The organism is Billgrantia lactosivorans (assembly GCF_003254665.1).
Lineage (GTDB): Bacteria > Pseudomonadota > Gammaproteobacteria > Pseudomonadales > Halomonadaceae > Halomonas > Halomonas lactosivorans.
Window position 1 is genome coordinate 786,279 of record NZ_QHGY01000001.1, and the last position, 15,486, is coordinate 801,764.

The 15,486-nt window shown below is 67.2% G+C and carries 14 protein-coding genes; 2 read left to right on the forward strand and 12 right to left on the reverse strand.

The genetic code is table 11. From position 1 onward, the window contains the following. On the reverse strand, positions 1-897 hold the full coding sequence (cysM, locus tag DIS04_RS03520) for a cysteine synthase CysM (protein WP_111412321.1): 897 nt from the start codon (positions 895-897) through the stop codon (positions 1-3). Positions 898-1,012: 115 nt separating this feature from the next. Here cysM and DIS04_RS03525 point away from each other — a divergent pair, with 115 nt between their 5' ends. Then, positions 1,013-3,739 carry a HAMP domain-containing sensor histidine kinase gene (locus DIS04_RS03525; protein WP_111412322.1) on the forward strand — a complete coding sequence of 909 codons (2,727 nt, stop codon included), beginning with the start codon at positions 1,013-1,015 and terminating at the stop codon, positions 3,737-3,739. Here the strand turns inward: DIS04_RS03525 and acpS are convergent. From acpS to rpoE, 11 genes are all read right to left on the reverse strand, one after another. After that, positions 3,673-4,056: a holo-ACP synthase gene (gene acpS / locus DIS04_RS03530; RefSeq protein WP_111412323.1), complete on the reverse strand. Its 384-nt coding sequence runs from the start codon at positions 4,054-4,056 to the stop codon at positions 3,673-3,675. The genes DIS04_RS03525 and acpS overlap by 67 nt on opposite strands. Next, positions 4,053-4,850 carry a pyridoxine 5'-phosphate synthase gene (pdxJ, locus tag DIS04_RS03535; RefSeq protein ID WP_111412324.1) on the reverse strand — a complete coding sequence of 266 codons (798 nt, stop codon included), beginning with the start codon at positions 4,848-4,850 and terminating at the stop codon, positions 4,053-4,055. Before pdxJ ends, acpS begins: the two co-directional genes overlap by 4 nt. A 30-nt stretch (positions 4,851-4,880) precedes the next feature. Next, positions 4,881-5,582: a DNA repair protein RecO gene (recO, locus tag DIS04_RS03540; RefSeq protein ID WP_111412325.1), complete on the reverse strand. Its 702-nt coding sequence runs from the start codon at positions 5,580-5,582 to the stop codon at positions 4,881-4,883. A 21-nt stretch (positions 5,583-5,603) separates the two neighbouring features. Next, positions 5,604-6,503, reverse strand: coding sequence for a GTPase Era (gene era / locus DIS04_RS03545; protein WP_111412326.1), 900 nt, complete (start codon positions 6,501-6,503; stop codon positions 5,604-5,606). Beyond that, positions 6,500-7,192 (reverse strand): ribonuclease III, encoded by a 693-nt coding sequence (gene rnc / locus DIS04_RS03550; protein ID WP_111412327.1) that lies wholly within the window; start codon positions 7,190-7,192, stop codon positions 6,500-6,502. Before rnc ends, era begins: the two co-directional genes overlap by 4 nt. Before the next feature lie 24 nt (positions 7,193-7,216). Continuing rightward, positions 7,217-8,020, reverse strand: coding sequence for a signal peptidase I (gene lepB / locus DIS04_RS03555; RefSeq protein WP_111412328.1), 804 nt, complete (start codon positions 8,018-8,020; stop codon positions 7,217-7,219). Between the two features lie 13 nt (positions 8,021-8,033). Further along, positions 8,034-9,851 carry a translation elongation factor 4 gene (lepA, locus tag DIS04_RS03560; protein ID WP_111412329.1) on the reverse strand — a complete coding sequence of 606 codons (1,818 nt, stop codon included), beginning with the start codon at positions 9,849-9,851 and terminating at the stop codon, positions 8,034-8,036. A 197-nt stretch (positions 9,852-10,048) separates the two neighbouring features. Beyond that, the gene (locus tag DIS04_RS03565; RefSeq protein ID WP_111412330.1) at positions 10,049-11,467 is read right to left on the reverse strand and encodes a DegQ family serine endoprotease; all 1,419 of its coding nucleotides are present in this window, start codon (positions 11,465-11,467) and stop codon (positions 10,049-10,051) included. 129 nt (positions 11,468-11,596) lie between these two features. Beyond that, the gene (locus DIS04_RS03570) at positions 11,597-12,586 is read right to left on the reverse strand and encodes a MucB/RseB C-terminal domain-containing protein (RefSeq protein WP_111412331.1); all 990 of its coding nucleotides are present in this window, start codon (positions 12,584-12,586) and stop codon (positions 11,597-11,599) included. Next, the gene (locus DIS04_RS03575) at positions 12,586-13,299 is read right to left on the reverse strand and encodes a sigma-E factor negative regulatory protein (protein ID WP_111412332.1); all 714 of its coding nucleotides are present in this window, start codon (positions 13,297-13,299) and stop codon (positions 12,586-12,588) included. Before DIS04_RS03575 ends, DIS04_RS03570 begins: the two co-directional genes overlap by 1 nt. 178 nt (positions 13,300-13,477) lie before the next feature. Continuing rightward, positions 13,478-14,083 (reverse strand): RNA polymerase sigma factor RpoE, encoded by a 606-nt coding sequence (gene rpoE / locus DIS04_RS03580; RefSeq protein ID WP_111412333.1) that lies wholly within the window; start codon positions 14,081-14,083, stop codon positions 13,478-13,480. 298 nt (positions 14,084-14,381) lie between these two features. On the opposite strand from rpoE, the gene DIS04_RS03585 reads away from it, so the two are divergent. After that, the gene (locus DIS04_RS03585; protein WP_111412334.1) at positions 14,382-15,458 is read left to right on the forward strand and encodes a 3-deoxy-7-phosphoheptulonate synthase; all 1,077 of its coding nucleotides are present in this window, start codon (positions 14,382-14,384) and stop codon (positions 15,456-15,458) included. Positions 15,459-15,486: the final 28 nt, after the last annotated feature.

Genomic DNA, 15,486 nt, shown 5'->3' on the forward strand with positions numbered 1-15,486 from the left:
TCAAGCCTCCGGGGCGAACAACCCGGTCGAGAGATAGCGATCGCCTCGATCGCAGACGATGAACACGATCACCGCATTCTCGACCTCCTCGGCGACGCGCAGCGCACCGGCCAGGGCCCCGCCCGAGGAGACCCCCGCGAGGATGCCCTCCTCCCTGGCCAGGAGGCGCATGTGCTCCTCGGCTTCGTACTGGCCGATATCCAGCACGCGATCGACCCGGGAGGCATCGAAGATGCTCGGCAGGTACGCCTTGGGCCAGCGCCGAATGCCGGCAATGCTGGCGCCGTCTTCCGGCTGCAGGCCGACGATCTGAACCTGGGGATTGCGTTCCTTGAGGTAAGCCGATACCCCCATGATGGTCCCGGTGGTGCCCATTGAACTGACGAAGTGGGTGATCGTGCCCCCGGTCTGCTCCCACAGCTCGGGGCCGGTGCCGCGGTAGTGGGACAACGGGTTGTCGGGATTGGCGAACTGGTTGAGCGGCTTGCCCTCGCCGCGTGCGATCATCGCCTCGGCCAGGTCGCGAGCCTCCTCCATGCCCCCCTCCTTGCTGACGGTGATCAGCCTGGCGCCGTAGGCCGCCATGGCCTGCTTGCGCTCGCTCGAGGCGCTCTCGGGCATGATCAGGATCATGCGATAGCCCTTGATCGTCGCGGCCATGGCCAGGGCGATGCCGGTGTTGCCCGACGTCGCCTCGATCAGGGTGTCGCCAGGCACGATCTCGCCCCTGGCCTCGGCCTGTTCCAGCATCGACAGCGCCGGCCGGTCCTTCACCGAACCGGCGGGGTTGTTGCCTTCGAGCTTGGCCAGCAGGGTGTTGTTGCGCCCCGCGGTGATCCGCTTGAGCCGAATCAACGGCGTATGCCCAACGATATCCTCGATGGTAGGGAACTGCATGTAAGCGTCCTTCGGCTAAGGTCTTTTCGCTAGTATATCCGTGCCGCCGAGCGCTGGACAGGCATGCCCCGACAATGTGGCATACTGGGACAAAGGCCGTGACCAAGGAAAGCCGATGTCACTCGGAAATCGCCTGACGCTGTGGATACTGTGTCTCCCCCTGCTGGTGCTGCTGCTCGCGGCGTTGCTGGCGCTGCACCTGGATACCGAATGGCGCAAGTCGGCCCTGCGCGATCGTGTCGTGACCGCCGTCGAGCAGCAGGCGCCGGAAATGGCCCGAGCCGTCATCGAGGCCGACCAGTCGCGGCTGGACGGCATGGCCAGGCGCCTGCTGGAAATCGACGAGGCGCGTGGCGTGGGGATCTACACCGACAGCGACATGATTCAGCTGGAGCTGGGCCGCAACCGCGCCCAGGTCGCCACGACGCCGCCGCTCGAGGTGCACCTCGATACCAGCAGCGACCTGTGGCGCCTGATGGTGCCGCTGGCCCCGGCCGAGCTGGAGGGCAGCATGACCAGCCGGGCCTGGCTGGAGCTCGACGTGGACAGCCGCCCGCTCACCCTCGGCTACTATCGCCGCCTTGCCATCACGGGGCTGGGCCTGCTGATCCTCGGCCTGCTGCTGTTCGTGATCGCCTCGGCCCTCGGCCGTCGCGTGGATACCAGCCTGGGCGATGCCGCCGAAGCGCTGAGGCGGCTGCGGGGCGGCGACTTCGAGGTGCACCTGCCGGAGGCAGGAGCCCCCGAACTGCGACGCCTGGCCCGCCACGTGAATGCGCTGGGCGACGAGATGCAGCAATCGCACGAGAACATCCAGCGCCAGATCGAGCAGACCACCAGCGACCTGGAAGAGTCGATGGAGACCATCGAGATCAAGAACATCGAGCTCGACCTGGCCCACCGCAGGGCGCTGGAGGCCAACCGGATCAAGTCCGAGTTCCTGGCCAGCATGAGCCACGAGATTCGTACCCCGCTCAACGGCATCGTCGGCTTCTGCCGGCTGCTGGGGCGTTCGCGCCTCGAGCCGCGCCAGCGCGAGTGGCTCGACCAGGTGCAGATCGCCTGCGACAACCTGCTCGCCCTGGTCAACGACGTCCTCGACTTCTCGCGCATGGAGGCTGGCCGGCTGGAGCTGGATCGTGCCGAGCTGGACATGGTGTCGCTGGTCGACGAGGCGCTGAGCCAGCAGGCACCGCTGGCCCACCAGAAGGGGTTGCACCTGCTGGGCCTGGTCTATGACGACGTGCCGACGCTGCTGCGCGGCGATCCGCTGCGCATCCGCCAGGTGCTGACCAACCTGATCCACAATGCGCTCAAGTTCACCGAGCACGGCGAGGTCATCGTGCGGGTGATGCTGGAGGAGCAGAACGCCCAGGGGCGCGCGCTGCTGCGTGTCAATGTCAGCGACACCGGGATCGGACTCACCCCCCAGGAACAGCACAACCTGTTCCAGGCCTTCCGCCAGGCCGCCGCCAGCCACTCCCGCCATTACGGCGGCTCCGGGCTGGGCCTGGCGATCAGCCGCCAGCTGGTCGAGCAGATGGGCGGCCAGATCACCGTCGAGAGCGAGCCGTCGCGAGGCTCGACGTTCTCCTTCACCCTGCCGCTGGACGTCATCGACAGCGGTGAACCCGCGGCCGAGACCATTCTCGACAACCAGCGGGTCGCCCTCTACGAGCCGCACGCCCCGACGCGCCACGCCCTGAGCCACCTGCTCACGCTATGGGGCGGCCAGGTGGTGGAGCTCCACCAGCCCGAGCCGACCCCTCCCCTCCCCTCGCTGCTGGTCGCCGCGCTGCCCGCCGACCTGAACCAGGCGGTGCTCGACGAGTGGCGGGCAAGGCTGCAGGCAAGTTCCTGCCCCGTGCTGCTCCTGATCAACGTGGCGCCGCTCGAGATGCCCGACCTGCACCTGCCGAGCGGCTGCGAGATCCTCGGCAAGCCGGTGTCGCGTCAGGCCCTGGCGGATGCCCTGCGTCGCTGCAGCAAGGCAAAACGCTGCCCCGAGACCGCAGAGGCGCGCCCGACTCGCGTGCTGGTCGTCGACGACAACGGCATCAACCGCCGCCTGCTGCGCGAGCTGCTGCAGCGCCCCGGCCTGGAGCTGGTCGAAGCCGCGAGCGGCGAGGAAGCCCTGGCGCTCGCCGAGTCCCCCCCGTTCCACTTGGTGCTGATGGACATCCGCATGCCGGGCATGGACGGTATCGAAACCACCCAGGCACTGCGTCGCCTGGGCGGCCACTGGGCGACCTGCCCGATCATCGCGGTGACCGCCCATGCCCACGACAGCGAGCACGAGCGGCTGCAGGCGGCGGGCATGCAGGAAGTGCTGGTCAAACCCGTGGATTCCAACCGCCTGGAGGCCGTGCTCCATCGCCACGTCGGCCTGGCGGCACTACCTCAGACGCCGAGCCTGCCCGCCACTCAGGAGGCCGGACTGGCCAGCCAGCTGGAGGTCGTCGACATGGAGCTCGGCACGCGCCTGGCCAACGGCAACGAGGACCTGGCGCGCGAGCTGCTCGAGGAACTCGTCGCGTCGCTGCCGAAGACCGTCGACGAACTGCGCGGCGCCCTGGCCAGCGGCGACCCGGAGCGGCTGCTGGATGCCGTGCATGCGCTCAACGGCGCCTGCCGATACTGCGGAGCGCCCGAGCTCGCGCTGGTGGCGGAGACGCTGGAGACCCGGCTGCGCTCGCGCGGGATGGCCGAGGTCGACAGCCTCATCGACGACCTGTTCCAGGCCATCGGACGCCTGGGCGAATGGCGTGCCGCGCTTCAGGCGCCCCCCTCCAGCACGACCATTGCCAGCGCCACCTCGGCTTCGTCGCTGAGGGACAGGTGAATGGCCCGTACCCCCGCCGTGGTGGCCAGCTCGTGTGCCCGCCCCGAGAGCATCAGCGACGGCCGGCCGAGGGCATCGCTGGCCACCTGAATCTCGGCCCAGCGCATGCCATGCCGAAGCCCGGTACCGAGCGCCTTGACGAAGGCCTCCTTGGCGGCGAAGCGCTTGGCGAGAAACGCCGCCCGATCGGCGCGCCGCTCCAGCTGCTCCCGCTCCAGCTCACCGAGCAGGCGCGCCGGGAAGCGCTCCCCGTGGCGCGCCATGGCGGCCTCGAAGCGCGCTATCCGGGCGATGTCGGTGCCGATGCCGAGGATCATGCGTGGTCGTGGTCGCCGTGGTGATCGTGCTCGTGCTCTTCCAGCGAGGCGATGAATCCCGCCTCCTGGCCGGCGATCATCAGCCGCTTCATCTCCGCCACGGCCTCCTTGAGCCCGACGAACAACGCCCGGGCGATGATGGCATGGCCGATGTTGAGTTCGTGCAGGCCCGGGATCGCCGCGATCGCCTCGACGTTGTGGTAGTGCAGGCCGTGCCCGGCATTGACCGTGAGCCCCAGCTCCAGGGCCATCTCTGCCGCCGCCGCCAGTCGGGCATGCTCCTCGCGGGCCGCCTGGCCGGCGCACTCGGCATAGGCCCCGGTATGCAGCTCGATGACCGGCGCCTCGGCACGCCTGGCGGCCTCGATCTGGGTGGGTTCGGGGTCGATGAAAAGCGACACCTCGCAGCCCGCTGCCGCCAGGCGCCGGCAGGCCGCGGCGATGGCGTCGAAGTTACCGGCCACGTCCAGGCCGCCCTCGGTGGTCAGCTCCTCGCGCTTCTCGGGCACCAGGCAGACATGCGCCGGGCGAAGCTCCTCGGCCAGCGCGAGCATCTCCTCGGTCACCGCCATCTCCAGGTTCATGCGCGTGTTGAGCACCTCGGCGAGGAGGCGTACGTCGCGCTCCCGGATGTGCCGACGGTCCTCGCGCAGGTGCACGGTGATCCCGTCGGCGCCGGCCTCCTCGGCCAGCAGCGCCGCCTGGACCGGATCGGGATAGCGCGTGCCGCGCGCCTGGCGCAGCGTGGCGATGTGATCGATGTTGACGCCAAGCAGTATGCGCGGGGGGTGCATGAGGGTCTCCAGCTGAGGTCGGGTGAGCCTTCAGTGTGAGGCGGAACGGCGCCGCTCGGCAAGCTGGCGCATCAGCTCGCGCGAACGCAGCGGCCGCGTGCCGAGCAGCGGGGCCAGCGCGGCCCGGGCCACCGCCTTGGCCGGACCGGCCAGGCCGGGCGCTGCCCAGTCGCCGCCGGCCAGCAGGCGCAGGGTACGCCCGTCGAGGCCGGGCTCGCCGGGCACGAAGGCGCGCGAGGGCGTATCGAAGCGGTAGCGCCGCTGGGGGTCGAGCTCCCCGCCCTCCGGCGTGGTGTAGCGGGGGGCGGCGTCCAGCGCCTCGAGCACGGCGAATTCCAGGTGCCGCAGCGCCACGGCGCGGCCATCGGGGCGAGGCAACGCCTCCAGCAGCGCAGTGTAGTAGGCAAACACTTCCGCCGCCGACAGCTCCACCGGCAGCGTACGCGTCAGCAATTCGTTGGCATAGAGCCCGCACAGCAGGCCCTCGCCCACCAGCAGCGCCGCCGCGCCGCGACTCTCCATCAGGCGCAGGCGCTTGAGCTCACCCTCGCCCACCCAGGTCAGGTGAAGCGGGGCGAAGGGCTGCAGCCGCCCCCGCGAGCGCGACCCCGGACGCTGCACGCCCTGGGCCACCGCGCGCACGCGGCCATGGTCGAGGGTGAGCAGCTCGACCAGCGCGCTGGTCTCGCGGTAGGGGCGCTTGTGCAGGAGGAAGGCCGGCTGGGGCTGCATGGTCGGGGGCGTCAGGCGAGGTCAGTCGAGATCATAGCCAAGGCTCTTGAGTGCTCTCTCGTCATCCGACCAGCCGCGTTTCACCTTGACCCACAGGTTGAGCATCACCTTGGCGTCCAGGGCACGCTCCATGTCGAGCCGCGCCTCGCGACCGATGCTCTTGATCCGTTCGCCCTTGTCGCCGATGAGGATCTTCTTCTGGCCGTCACGCTCCACCAGGATCAGGGCGCTGATGTGTACCACCCTGCCCTCGTCGCGAAACTCCTCGATCTCCACCGTCACCTGGTACGGCAGCTCGTCGCCGAGCTGACGCATGATCTTCTCGCGCACCAGCTCCGCGGCAAGGAAGCGCTGGCTCCGGTCGGTGATCTGGTCGTCGGGAAAATGGTGGATCCCCTCGGGCAGGTGCTTGGCCACCTCCGCCTCGAGCTCGGGCACGTTGGTGCCATGCTTGGCCGAGATCGGCACGATGGCGGCGAAGTCGCGGCGTGCGCCGACCTCGCCGAGCCACGGCAGCAGCGTGCTCTTGTCCTCGAGCCGGTCGACCTTGTTCACGGCCAGGATCACCGGCGCCGCGACGTGCGCGAGCCGCGTCAGCACCACCTGGTCCTCGTCGGTCCAGCGCGTGCGGTCGACGATGAAGACCACGCAGTCGACATCGCGCAGGGCCTGGGTCGCCGCCTGGTTCATGAAGCGGTTGATCGCCTTGTTGCGGTCGCGACCGAGGATGTGGATGCCCGGCGTGTCGACGTAGATGAACTGGGCCTCGCCCACGGTCTTGATGCCCATGACCTGGTGTCGCGTGGTCTGGGGCCGGCGCGAGGTGATCGAGATCTTCTGGCCGAGAATCCGGTTCATCAGGGTCGACTTGCCGACGTTGGGGCGGCCGACGATGGCCACGAAGCCGCAGGTCTCGCTCATGCCATCTGCCCCTTGCGATTCTCCAGCTGCAGCAGCGCGAGTTCGGCGGCCTGCTGTTCGGCATGGCGGCGGCTGGAGCCACTGCCCAGGGTATGTGTATCGAGCAGTTCGATGTGACACTCCACGGTAAAGGTCTGGTCGTGGGCTTCGCCCTCCACCGACACGACCTCGTAGCGCGGCAGCGGCGACTGGCGCGACTGCAGGAACTCCTGCAGCCGGGTCTTGGGATCCTTCTGGGTATCCTGCAGGTCGATCGACTCCAGACGCTCGGCGTACCAGGACAGCACTCGGCTGCGGGCCACGTCCATGCCGGCGTCGAGATAGATCGCCCCGAGCACGGCCTCGACGGCATCGGCCAGGATCGAGTCGCGCCGCTGCCCGCCGCTCTTCATCTCGCCCGAGCCCAGGCGCAGGCATTCGCCGAAGGCCATCTCCCGGGCCAGCTCGGCCAGGGTCTGGCCGCGCACCAGGCGCGCGCGCAGGCGCGACAGCTGCCCCTCGCGCGCCTGGGGGAAACGCTGGTAGAGGGCCTCGGCGATGACGAAGTTGACGATGGAGTCGCCGAGGAACTCCAGCCGTTCGTTGTTCCGTCCCCCGAAGCTGCGGTGGGTCATGGCCAGTTCCAGCAGCGACTCGTCGCGAAAGCTGTGGCCGATGCGGCGGCTGAAGGCGGTAAGGGATGTGCTCACGAAATTCCTGTTATTTCCGGTCCATCAATGGATGCGGCGAACCTGGGTGAAGCTGGGCAGGCCGCCATCCCAGTGCATCCACACGGCGAATGCCTGGCCGACGACGTTCTCTTCGGGCACGAAGCCCCAGTAGCGGCTGTCGTTGGAGTGGTCGCGGTTGTCACCCATGGTGAAATAGTGGCCGTCGGGCACGACGATCTCGCGCACGCGGGGCCCCGGGTCACGAGGGTTATTGTAGATACGATGGCTCACCTCGCCCAGTCGCTCCTCGAGCAGCCACTCGCCCGGCGCCGTGGAAGGCGCCTCGTCGAGCACCCGCTTGGGGACCGGCTCGCCGTTGACATAGAGCTGCTTGTCCTCGTAGCGCACCGTGTCGCCCGGCAGGCCCACGACGCGCTTGATGAAGTTCACCGAGGGCTCGGTCGGAAAGCGGAACACCATCACGTCGCCGCGCTCGGGCTCCCCCACCTCGAGGATGCGGTTATGGGTCACCGGCAGGCGCAGGCCGTAGGCGAACTTGTTGACCAGGATGAAGTCGCCCACCTCGAGGGTCGGGCGCATCGAGCCGGAAGGAATCTGGAACGGCTCCACCAGGAAGCTGCGCAGCAGCAGCACCACCAGCAGCACGGGAAAGAAGGAGCGCGCGTAGTCGATCGGCCAGGGCTCCTTCATCGCCCGCTCGCGGGCGGACTCGTCGAGCCCTTCCGTGGTACCCGCCTCCACCGCGGCCAGCTTCTGGCGGCGTGCCGGACGCAGCCAGACGAGGTCGAGCAGCCAGATCAAGCCGGTGACGGCCACGGCCACCACCAACAGAAGTGAAAAGTCCATAGCGTCGCCGTTCCTAGTCGTTCACCTTGAGCACGGCCAGGAAGGCGTCCTGGGGAATTTCCACCCGACCGACCTGCTTCATGCGTTTCTTGCCCGCTTTCTGCTTCTCGAGCAACTTCTTCTTGCGCGTCACGTCACCGCCGTAGCACTTGGCGGTAACGTTCTTGCGCAGCGCCTTGACCGTGGAGCGCGCCACCACCTGGCCACCGATGGCGGCCTGGATCGCCACGTCGAACATCTGCCGTGGAATCAGTTCCTTCATCTTCTCGACCAGTACGCGGCCGCGCGAATGGGCGTGGTCGCGGTGGATGATCACCGCCAGTGCATCGACGCGGTCGCCGTTGATCAGCACGTCCAGGCGCACCAGCCTGGCCGCCTCGAAACGCTCGAAGTTGTAGTCCAGCGAGGCGTAGCCCTTGGAGATGGACTTGAGGCGGTCGAAGAAATCCATCACCACCTCGGACATCGGCAGTTCGTAGGTGAGCTGGATCTGGCTGCCGAGGAACTGCATGTCAAGCTGGTTGCCGCGGCGGTTCTCGCACTCCATGATCACGTTGCCGACGAACTCCTGCGGCACCAGGATGCTGGCCCGCACGATCGGCTCGCGCATCTCCTCCACGTCGGCCATGTCGGGCAGCTTGGAGGGGTTGGAGACGTACTTGACGTCGCCGTTCTTCATCGCCAGCTCGTAGACCACCGTGGGCGCCGTGGTCAGCAGGTCCAGGTCGTATTCGCGCTCCAGCCGCTCCTGGATGATCTCCATGTGCAGCGTGCCGAGGAAGCCGACGCGGAAGCCGAAGCCCAGGGCGTCGGAGTTCTCGGGCTCGTACTCCAGCGAGGCGTCGTTGAGCGCCAGTTTCTCGAGCGCGTCGCGGAAGTCCTCGTAGTCGTCGGCGCTGACCGGGAACATGCCGGCGTAGACCTGCGGCTTGACCTTCTGGAAGCCGGGCAGGCGCGGCACGTCGGGCGTCTTGGCGTGGGTGATGGTATCCCCCACCGGCGCGCCCTGGATGTCCTTGATGCCGGCCACCACGAAGCCCACCTCGCCGGCGCGCAGGATGTTGGTCTCCTTGCGCAGCGGCGTGAAGATGCCCACCTCGTTGGCCTGCCAGTCGCGACCGGTGGACTTGATGCGGATCTTCTCGCCCTTCTTCAGGGTGCCGTCGAAGATGCGCACCAGCGACACGACGCCCAGGTAGTTGTCGAACCAGGAATCGATGATCAGCGCCTGCAGCGGTGCCCCCGGGTCGCCCTTGGGCGGTGGAATGTCGCGCACCAGGCGCTCGAGCAGCGCATCGATGCCCAGGCCGCTCTTGGCCGAGACCTGGCAGGCGTCGGTGGCGTCCAGCCCGATGATCTCCTCGATCTCGTGGGAGACCTTGTCGGGGTCGGCCTGGGGCAGGTCCATCTTGTTGAGCACCGGCAGCACTTCGAGCCCCTGCTCGATGGCGGTGTAGCAGTTGGCCACCGACTGCGCCTCGACGCCCTGGGCGGCGTCCACCACCAGCAGCGCCCCTTCGCAGGCATAGAGCGAGCGCGATACCTCGTAGGAGAAATCCACGTGCCCCGGGGTATCGATGAAGTTGAGCTGGTAGGTGTTGCCGTCCTGGGCCTGGTAGTCGAGCGTGACCGACTGCGCCTTGATGGTGATGCCGCGCTCGCGCTCGAGATCCATCGAGTCGAGCACCTGCTCCTTCAACTCGCGTTCGGAAAGCCCTCCGCAGCTCTGGATCAGGCGGTCCGCCAGGGTCGACTTGCCGTGATCGATATGGGCAATGATCGAGAAATTCCGAATGTGCTTCAGTTTTTCGTTGCTTGCTTCGTTGCTCATCTAGCCCAATCCGGTGTTCGACACGAGCGCGGCAGCGGCGGAGTCATCGGCGCCCGCTAACGTCATGAGAATTCGATGGCCGGTATTGTACCGGCATGGCCTTGGGTTGGACAGCACAGCCGCATGAGGCGCCCAGAACGCGGACACCCCCCGCATGAGCGGGAGGTGTCCGGTCGCTCGACTGCTGCCAGGTCGGATCAGCCGCGACCCAGGCGCAGCGCCACGAACAGCGAGCGCCCCTCGCGATAGAGTCGCACGGGTATGGCGCGATCGGTGGGCGCCGATTCGATCAGCTCGCGCAGCTGCCTTCCGTTCTCCACGGCATGGTGGTCGAGGCTGACGATCACGTCGCCCGGCATAATACCGGCTTCGGCTGCCGCCCCGCGCGGGTCGACGTCACGCACCAGCACGCCGCTGTCGACCCCCAGTCGTTGACGCTCGGCCTGCTCCAGCTCGGCCACGGCGATTCCCAGGCGCGCCTGGGCGTCCGACTCGCCGGCAGGAGCCTGGGCGCTCTGCTCGCTATCGGGCCAGTCGCCGATGGTCACGGAGAGGTCCTGGCGCTCGCCGTCACGCATGATGGTCAGTTCGGCTTCGTCGCCGGGGCTCACCCGGCCGATCAGCCGCGGCAGGTTGCGCGAACGCTCGACCTCTTCGCCATCGACCTCGAGCACGATGTCACCCGCCCGCAGGCCCGCCTGCGCCCCCGGCCCCTCGGGGTCGAGGTCGGCGATCAGGGCACCGCTGGGGCTGTCCATGCCGAACGACTCGGCCAGGTCGCGCGACACCGGCTGGATCATCACGCCGAGCCAGCCGCGCCGTACGCGACCGTCGTCACGCAGCTGGGTGGCCACGTCCATGGCGACGTTGATGGGAATCGCGAAGGACACCCCCATGAAGCCGCCGCTGCGCGTGAAGATCTGGGCGTTGATACCGACCACCTCACCATCCAGGTTGAACAGCGGTCCCCCCGAGTTGCCCGGGTTGATCGCCACGTCCGTCTGGATGAAGGGCACGTAGGTGTCGCGCGGCAGGGTGCGGTTGATGGCACTGACGATACCGGCGGTCACCGAGTGATCGAAGCCGAACGGCGAGCCGATGGCGGCTACCCATTCCCCCACGCGCAGGTCGTCGGAATCCCCCATGTTCAGCGTCGGCAGGTCGGAGGCATCCACCCGCAGCAGGGCCACGTCGGTCTGGCTATCGGCCCCGACCAGTTCCGCCTCGAGCTCGCGGCGGTCGTTGAGACGCACGAGGATCTCGTCGGCCCCCTCGACCACATGGGCATTGGTCAGGATGTAGCCGTCCTCGCTGATGACGAAACCGGACCCCAGAGACTGGCGCTCCCCGCCCTGGCCGGGGCCGCCCGGCGGCGCCGGGAAGCGGTCGCCGAAGAAGTGCCGGAAGATCTCGGGAATCTCCTGGCCACCGAAACCTTCGAAAGCCTGCGAACGATCCGGAATGACCCGAGTGGTGGAAATGTTGACCACCCCGGGCGCGGCCTGCTCCACCAGCTCGGTGAAATCGGGCAGATCGCGGGCGAAGGCTGACTGCCACGACAGCAGCACGGCCAGCATGAGCGCCCAGAGGGAGAACTGTCGCGTCAATGGCATCATAAGAGCTCCTGCATCAGCTTAACGTCGTCACAAGCGGTAACTAGGGAGCCACACGTCGATTTTCAAGGTGGCTCATGCACCATTCAAAGGGACCAGGACCCTCGAGGAGACCTGCCGATCGGCCCGCCTTCACTCGGGCGCCTCGCGCCAGGTCAGGCTTTCCGCCACCTGGACCAGCACGCGCGGCGGCAGCTCGCCCATGACGACGACCTGGTGAGGTCGCTCGTCGGCCACCACGTGGCGAACCACGGCGAGCGAGATTCCCAGGCGATGCAGCCCGGGAATGAGACGCTCGTGCCCCTCCTCGATCGGCTCGACGAACAGGCTGAGCGTCGACAGGCCATCGCTGTAGATGCGATGCTCGACCGCTCGATCCGGATCTTCCGCGTCGCTGTCGGCCGGCTGGTCGACGAACCCCTCGGGCAGCCAGGCGGGGTGCCAGGACGGCTCCGGCGCCTCGTGATAGTCGTCCAGCAGCACTCCCCCTTCGTGCAGCCGCGGCGACTGCAGCTCGGTGAGCTGGAAGGTCTCCACCACGCGCCCGCGGTCATCGATGAGTTCGCGCTTCAACGGCAGCGAGGTCTGGGCATCGAGCCACAGGCGCTGGCCGAAGCGCATGCCGTCGAGCGGTTCGATATCCAGCCTCACCGCGCTGCGGTTGGCGATTCGCTCGTCGTTGCCCAGGGAGAGACGGTAGAACTGGTCGACATGGCGTGCGATGCCCTCCGGCGAGGCCGGCGCTTCGTCATCGGCGCTGGACCAGCTCATGCGGCTGATACCGCCGCTGCGCTCGAAGATGACCGGTGGCCCATCGAGAAAGCGCGCCACCTCGCGCTCGACACCGTCGCGGATGTCGCGCGAGAGCGCCAGCGTACGCACCCCATCGATACCGATGCGCACCGCACGCGCCTGGAACACGAGGCAATGGTTGGCCCACAGGCTGCGCTCGAACCACTCCAACGGCGATTCGGGCTGATCCCAATCGGCCAGCTGGCGGCAGTCGAATCGCTCGGCGTCGGCCTGTCCCTGGGTGGGTTCGGCGACGGCAGGCGACAAATAGGCAATCAGCGCAGCGCTGCTGTAGAGGGCCAGGCGCCTTGCGATACGCCTGCCCGCCATCAGCGCTGCCCCAGTGTCTCGTTACCCGCTCCCGAACCCCGCAGCAGGGGCATCCAGACATCGCCGCTGCGATAGGTCGCACCCTCGGAGTGGCGATCGAGATAGGACTGCAGCAGGCGCGCCTGGTCCTGGTCGGAGCGCTGCGACTGGCGAGGGTTGGGCGTCATGAACAGGGGGGAATCGAAGCTCGCCCCTACCGGCATCAGGCCGGATTGCCCGCCCGAAGCCGCCGGGGAGGCCAGCGGCATGCCGACGGGAGTCGCCTGGCCGCCGCTGCCCGCCTGAACCGCAAGATTGCGCTGCGATTGCCCGGAGGAGGCGGGCACTTCTCCGTCGGCCAGCTGGGTGTCGCTGCCCGTTCCGGTGAAGCCGTTGCCTTGATAGAACTGCACCCCGGTGATCACCATCAGGGTGACGGCGGCGGCGATGCCGGCACTGCGCGCAAGGGGGTGGGAGCGGCGCGGTGCGATGGGCGGCTCCTCCAGGACCGGCGCCGGTTCGGCGTCCAGCCTGGCCATGATACCGGCCGAAAGATCCGTGCTGACGTCGATGTCATGATCCCGCCGCATCAGGCTGCGCATCAAGTGATAGCGCCGCCAGGCTTCTGCCGCATCCGGATCGCTCTCGAGCGATTTCAGAGTTCGGCGAAGCTCGAGATCATCACCTTCGCTGTCCATCAGGGCAGAAAGCGATTCCCGTGCATTCTGACTCATTCCTTACACCCCCACATCGTCAAGGCACCCTGCCTCGCAATCAATATTCCCGGCATTCCAGACCACACCCAACCGGAATGCCGGCGGCCCGTATCGTCGCTGTCATACAGCGGTCAATGCTTCAGACGCCATCGACGCGAGACAGTTCAGCGCCGAGGCGAAATCATTGTCGAAAACGTCATTCCGTCAGCGATTCCCGCGTGCGCGACGTCGTGACCAGCGGCTGGATGTGCTGGTCCACCGCCTCGCGAGCACGGAAGATGCGCGAACGCACCGTGCCTACCGGACACTGCATGATATTGGCGATGTCCTCATAGGAGAGCCCGTCGAGTTCGCGCAGGGTAATCGCCGTGCGCAGGTCGTCGGGCAGGTTCTCGATCGCCTCGAACACGGCCGCCTCGAGCTGGTCCCGGGCGAGCGACGATTCCGGCGTCTCGATGTCGGCCAGACGCCCGGTATGGTCGAGGATCTCGGCGTCGACGATGTCGAGATCGCTGCCGGGAGGCCGGCGCCCCTTCGACACCAGATGGTTCTTCGCCGTGTTGATGGCGATGCGATACATCCACGTATAGAAGGCACTCTCGGCGCGAAACTTGCCGAGTGCGCGATAGGCCTTGATGAAGGCTTCCTGGGCCACGTCCTGCACTTCGGCGTGATCCTGTATGTAGCGTCCAATCAGCCCGATGATCTTGTGCTGGTATTTCTTGACCAGTAGATCGAAGGCTCGCGTATCGCCCTTCTGTGCGCGCTCCACGAGCTGTTGATCGGTTTCCCGGTTACCCATTCACGCTCCCCCCGGCAGGGAGGGACCCCGAAGCGGGAGGAGCGACGAAGGCGTCGTTAGGTGGTCTGCATGCATGGTATCAACCTGGAGCCCGTTGGCCGCTGTAAGTCTCGGGGCGTCATCGCCCGTTTCGACAAGTGTTCCTGTTTCTTGGCCGCGCATCAAGCCGCTCGCCATGCCGCCCGCGCTGTGACAATCCCCGAGGCGCCGGGTTCCGTTGCGATTGCGGAATTCTTCCTCGGCGGGTGTATAGTAGTTCATCCTCTCGCCATCAACGCATCACGACACAGGTAGCAACATGTCAGATCAGCAGGTCAGCAACCTCAACGTCCTGTCCCAGGACGTACTGATCACTCCCGAAGCCCTCAAGAACGAGATCCCCCTCGGCGAAGTCGCCGAGAGAACGGTGATCGAGGGTCGCCGGACGATCCAGAACATCCTCGACGGCAGCGACCCGCGGCTGCTGGTGGTGATCGGCCCCTGCTCGATCCATGACGTCGATGCCGCCCTGGACTACGCGCGCCGCCTGCGCCGCCTGGCCGATGCCGTGAAGGACAGCCTGTTCATCGTGATGCGCGTCTATTTCGAGAAACCCCGCACCACGGTGGGCTGGAAAGGACTGATCAACGACCCCCACCTCAACGGCTCCTTCGAGATCGAGGAGGGCCTGCATATTGCCCGCAAGCTGCTGGTCGACCTGTCCGAGCTCGGCCTGCCGCTGGCCACCGAGGCGCTGGATCCCATTTCGCCCCAGTACCTGCAGGACTGCATCAGCTGGTCGGCGATCGGTGCCCGCACCACCGAGTCCCAGACCCATCGCGAGATGTCCTCCGGCCTTTCCAGCCCGGTCGGCTTCAAGAACGGCACCGATGGCAGCCTCGACGTGGCGATCAATGCGCTGCAGTCGGTCTCGCACCCGCACAACTTCCTCGGCATCAACCAGAGCGGCCAGGTGGCGATCATCCGCACCCGCGGCAACGCCTACGCCCACGTGGTGCTGCGCGGCGGCAACGGCAAGCCCAACTACGACAGCGTAAGCGTGGCACTGGCCGAACAGGAGCTGAAGAAGGCCGGCATCAAACCCAATATCATGATCGACTGCTCCCACGCCAACTCCAACAAGGACCCGGCGCTGCAGCCGCTGGTGCTGGACAATGTCACCAACCAGATCCTCGAGGGCAACCGCTCGATCATGGGGCTGATGGTCGAGTCCAACATCGGCTGGGGCAGCCAGAAGATCCTCGACGACCACAGCCAGATGCAGTATGGCGTCTCCATTACCGACGCCTGCATCGACTGGCCGACCACCGAGGAGAGCATGACCCGCATGGCGCAGAAGCTCGCCCCGGTGCTGCCCAAGCGCCACCAGGGCTGAGACACGCTCGCGCTGCCAGGCAGGGGCC